General features: G+C 64.2%; 2 protein-coding genes. Both read left to right on the top strand.

Annotated features, from left to right (window positions below; translation table 11 throughout):
• Window positions 1-328: hypothetical protein (locus tag BMZ02_RS19085; protein WP_171909998.1), on the top strand; the 328-nt coding region annotated here is incomplete at its 5' end.
• Window positions 329-373: 45 nt separating this feature from the next.
• Complete coding sequence (locus BMZ02_RS18610) at window positions 374-2,515, top strand: T6SS phospholipase effector Tle1-like catalytic domain-containing protein (RefSeq protein WP_091646586.1); 2,142 nt, start codon at window positions 374-376, stop codon at window positions 2,513-2,515.
• Window positions 2,516-2,667 lie beyond the last annotated feature (152 nt).

Below are 2,667 nucleotides of genomic sequence, written 5' to 3'. Positions count from 1 at the left end.
TGGGAGCACATTGGGTTATCACAACCAGCCGATGCCGTATGCGGTGCGTATTGCCTGGCGGGATGAGAGCACGGGCGTCATTTACCGTGCGGAGGCGGAGCTGCCGGAGGACCTTACGGCCCGGGCGGCACGGTTGCCACCGGTTGTCTGGGAGCGCATGGACTGGAAGGACTCGGCCCGGTATCTGATTATCGGCGTGGAGGCAGACGGTGGTCTCACGGTCTGGTTGTCGAATGCCCCGCGTGCGCGGAGTGTCAGTGGCCGCGTTCTGGAGAAGATTACACGGGCACAAGGCGAGCCGATCGACGAGGCCGATGTGCACCCTTGAGGAGACACTGTCGCATTCATTTCACGGTAGACACGGAGGTTTATCATGGCGTCACCCAATTACTTTTTGCAGCGTCGGCGTCGGGAGCTGGAGCAGCATCAAGCACCCGACCCCTCGTTGAACGGGCCTCGGGAGCCTTCCACTGTGCTCGGACTGCGGTCGCCGCCTGCGCCGACTGCCCCCCTGACCCTGCAGTCCGAGATCCGGTTGTTCCAGGCGCTGAATCCGCCCGAGTGCCACAGACGGCGAATCGAGCACCTGCCCCTTGATATCCGCAGCCGGGTCACGGACTGGCGGCAGTGTTACGTCGTGGATCGCGCAGAGGCGCGACGGCTGCGCCGGGACGCCCAGACCCAGTTCTTTGTGCGGCGGCGTGGTCGGTGGCAGGAAATGGGCGCGCTGGACATCCCCGTTCTGGGCGACGACTGGGTCGCGGTGCGGCGCATGCAGCTGCCGGGGGACGGTGCCGCGGCCTTGGAGCAACCCTCATCGCCCGCTACCCCTGCTTCGGAAGCCCTGGTTGCGTCCTTCTACCCGCTCAATGAGAACTCCAGCCAGGCAGAGGGGGAGTTCCGCGTTCGCCTTCGGGGCTATGAGGGCGCGGAACCGCGCAGGCTGACGTTGATCAGCCAGCACCGCTCCATCCAGCGCAACATCGATGCGGATGGCGACCGCAGCGTGCGTTTCGGCGGCCTGCAGCCGAACGAGCTGTATTCCCTGCGGGTGAGCGGCAATGGCCTGGCGAGTCAGTACCTGTTCCGGGATGTGCCGTCTGAGACGCTCCGACGGGGCGGTGACGCCCTGCGCTCCCACCTGCGGGACAACGGCCTCGACGCCACCGCCCATGTGCTCGACCACGACAAGGACGCCCGTGACACGGTAACCCTGACCATTGCAGTGGACCCGCCCCAGTTCGGGGCCTTTTTCGACGGCACCGGAAATAACCTCTACAACGACGCGAAACGTGATGATCGGGCGCCGACGAATGTCGGCAAGCTGTCTGAATTGCACCCGGGTGACGACGAAGCGCTCATGGAGAAGGTCTATAGCATCGGAGTCGGTGGCGATGCAGATGGCCCGCTGGATCTTGCGGACCGCGGCATCGCGTTTAGCTTCGGACGGCGCATTCAGGAGGTGATCGGCGAGTTGAGGCGGTTCTCTGGCCAGTTCCCCCTCGCCCTCTCTGTCGTAATTGACGTCTTCGGCTTCAGCCGCGGTGCCGCCCAGGCCCGCACTTTCGTCAATCAGGTACGCTACCTGACCGTCAACGAGCCGGGATACTTTGCTGGGTCCAAGCCGGTTTTCCGGTTTGCCGGATTGTTCGATACGGTCGGGTCAATCGGCATTCCGGGGAACGGCAGTAATGATAACCCGATCGCCGCCCGCGGCCTGCACACCGGGATCGAGCTTGGTCTCGCCCCGGACTCCGTTCAGCGCGTTGTGCACCTTACGGCGTATCACGAGAAACGGGGATATTACCCGTCCACATCGCTGCGCACGGGCCCGGATGACCCCCTGCCGGACCACTTCGAGGAGCAGGTCATGCCTGGTGTCCATGCGGATGTTGGGGGTGGCTACCCGGATCAGCCCGACGTGGTTCACTACCCCGCTGTGGTGCTGCGCAACCTGAACGAGAGACGGCGAGATGCGACGATCGACGCCCACCTGGAGCGGTTGCACGAGCGCTTTCATGCGCCGGGGCTGGATATTCAGGCGGATGTGCGTGAGATGGTCAGCCGCGGCGACGCCAGCAACTGGTACGTCCTGTTCACCTGGGAGCGTGATATCGACCCGTCGCTCGCCCATTATCCGCTGGAGATCATGCACGCCGCTGCCGTGGAGTCTGGCGTCCCTCTCAAAGGCCTGGAGCGTCTTGGCGGCATGGGTCATCGGTACAAGGTGAGCGATGAACTGCGCGACCTGCTGCGGCGGGTGGAGGCGGAGGGGATGGCCGGTGACGCCCATGACGCCCTTTACCGCCGTTACGTTCATCATTCCCATCAGTATGCCGCCCCTCGCAGTCACGAAGAGGCGCTGGCATTGGACAACGCGGGGAACACGAACCGGACGCAGCGCGGCTCGGTGGATCACCCGGCGGAGAACGGCGTCCGCGGGGTCTACTATCCGCCTCCCGCCGACCCTGTTGCCGCGGAGCCAATAATCGAAGTGCCGGTATGGCGACCATAGGTGTGCGGAGCTTGTTTGTCTTGATCGAGACAACCGCAAGACAAGGATGTTGGCATGAGTAGCTCGAATACACAGCCCGATCGGGCATCCTCACGCCTCCCGGCCTCGATGCGGTGGCTGATCTACGCCGCCTTGCTGGCGGTGTTGATTGC

It is taken from the genome of Aquisalimonas asiatica (assembly GCF_900110585.1).
In the GTDB taxonomy this organism is placed as follows: domain Bacteria; phylum Pseudomonadota; class Gammaproteobacteria; order Nitrococcales; family Aquisalimonadaceae; genus Aquisalimonas; species Aquisalimonas asiatica.
This window is presented reverse-complemented; position numbering and strand designations above follow the sequence as displayed.